The sequence below is a fragment of the Flavobacterium salmonis genome (assembly GCF_903819435.1).
Taxonomy (GTDB): Bacteria; Bacteroidota; Bacteroidia; order Flavobacteriales; family Flavobacteriaceae; genus Flavobacterium; species Flavobacterium chungangense.
On sequence record NZ_CAIJDP010000011.1, the window covers coordinates 1 to 2,356 of the forward strand.

Here is a 2,356-nt window from a genome sequence, read left to right on the forward strand (position 1 = left end):
TAAATATTTAGATCCAGCTGAAAGCGAACCTTGATTAATAGCATAATTACCAATATTTTCACCACTAACTCTTGTTAAAGATCCTGTGAATGAATCTCCAGAAAGCAAACTTGGTGACACTGTATAAGTTAAAACAGGATCACTCTCCCCATATACTTTAGTTTGAGAAGGTGTTGCAGTTACGGTAATTGGGATTTGATTTAATTTCAGTATATAATTATAGGTAGCAGTACAACTATTAGCATCAGTAGCGGTAACCGTAAAATTACTATCAGCAATTTGAGTTGAAATACCTGTTATCTGTCCAGCTGTTGATAGCGAAAAACCAGAAGGCAAACTTCCCGCTGTAACTGCATAGGTTTTAGATCCTGTTCCTCCTGAAGCTACTATAGTTTGACTATATCCAGTATTGTAATCATAACCAGACAAAACTGTTGTTGTGAAATTAATTGCTGTAGGTTGTGTGATTGTAAAGTTTCGAGTAGCCGTACATAAATTAGCATCGGTTACCGTTACGGTATAAGTTCCTGCACTTAATCCAGTTGCAGTAGCAGCTGTTCCACCCGAAGGCGACCATGAGTAGGTATATCCACCAGCACCTCCCGAAGGAGTCACGGAAGCCGAACCATTAGATCCACCGTTACAAGACACATTTGTTTGCGCCGCAGTTGCCGTACTGATAGCCGTTGGTTGTGTAATTGTAAAGTTTCGTGTAGCGGTACATCCATTAGCATCGGTTACCGTTACGGTATAAGTTCCTGCACTTAATCCGGTTGCAGTAGCAGCCGTTCCACCCGAAGGCGACCATGAGTAGGTATATCCACCAGCACCTCCCGAAGGAGTCACGGAAGCCGAACCATTAGATCCACCGTTACAAGACACATTTGTTTGCGCAGCAGTTGCCGTACTGATAGTCGTTGGCTGTGTAATTGTAAAGTTTCGAGTAGCTGTACATGCGTTCGCATCGGTTACCGTTACCGTATAGGTTCCTGCACTTAATCCAGTTGCAGTAGCAGCCGTTCCACCCGAAGGCGACCATGAGTAGGTATATCCACCAGCACCTCCTGAAGGAGTCACAGAAGCAGAACCATTAGATCCACCGTTACAAGACACATTTGTTTGCGCAGCAGTTGCCGTACTGATAACCGTTGGTTGTGTAATGGTAAAGTTTCGAGTAGCTGTACATGCGTTCGCATCGGTTACCGTTACAGTATAAGTTCCTGCACTTAATCCAGTTGCTGTAGCAGCCGTTCCACCATACGGAGACCATGAGTAGGTATATCCACCAGCACCTCCCGAAGGAGTCACCGAAGCAGAACCATTAGATCCACCGTTACAGGATACGTTTGTTTGCGCCGCAGTTGCTGTACTGATAACCGTTGGTTGTGTAATGGTAAAGTTTCGAGTAGCTGTACATGCGTTCGCATCGGTTACCGTTACAGTATAAGTTCCTGCACTTAATCCAGTTGCTGTAGCAGCCGTTCCACCATACGGAGACCATGAGTAGGTATATCCACCAGCACCTCCTGAAGGAGTCACCGAAGCAGAACCATTAGATCCACCGTTACAAGACACATTTGTTTGCGCCGCAGTTGCCGTACTGATAACTGTTGGTTGTGTAATTGTAAAGTTTCGAGTAGCCGTACATGAATTAGCATCTGTTACCGTTACAGTATAGGTTCCTGCACTTAATCCAGTTGCTGTAGCAGCTGTTCCACCAGACGGAGACCATGAGTAGGTATATCCACCAGCACCACCCGAAGGAGTCACGGAAGCAGAACCATTAGATCCACCATTACAAGACACATTTGTTTGCGCCGCAGTTGCCGTACTGATAGTAGTTGGTTGAGTAATTGTAAAGTTTCGAGTAGCGGTACATGCGTTAGCATCGGTTACCGTTACAGTATATGCTCCTGCACTTAATCCAGTTGCTGTAGCAGCTGTTCCACCCGAAGGCGACCATGAGTAGGTATATCCTCCAGCACCTCCCAAGGGAGTCACGGAAGCAGAACCATTAGATCCACCGTTACAGGATACGTTTGTTTGCGCCGCAGTTGCTGTACTGATAACCGTTGGTTGAGTAATTGTAAAGTTTCGAGTAGCGGTACATCCGTTAGCATCCGTTACCGTTACAGTATATGTTCCTGCACTTAATCCAGTTGCTGTAGCAGCTGTTCCACCCGAAGGCGACCATGAGTAGGTATATCCACCAGCACCACCCGAAGGAGTCACTGAAGCAGAACCATTAGATCCACCGTTACAAGACACATTTGTTTGCGCCGCAGTTGCCGTACTGATAGCCGTTGGTTGTGTAATTGTAAAGTTTCGAGTAGCGGTACATCCGTTAGCATCCGTT

Annotated in this window: 1 protein-coding gene; it reads right to left on the reverse strand. The window is 45.7% G+C overall.

What is annotated here, in order from left to right; translation table 11 throughout:
* Positions 1 to 2,356 (reverse strand): MBG domain-containing protein (locus tag FLACHUCJ7_RS00055; RefSeq protein WP_219634025.1); only part of this gene is annotated, 2,356 nt, incomplete at both ends.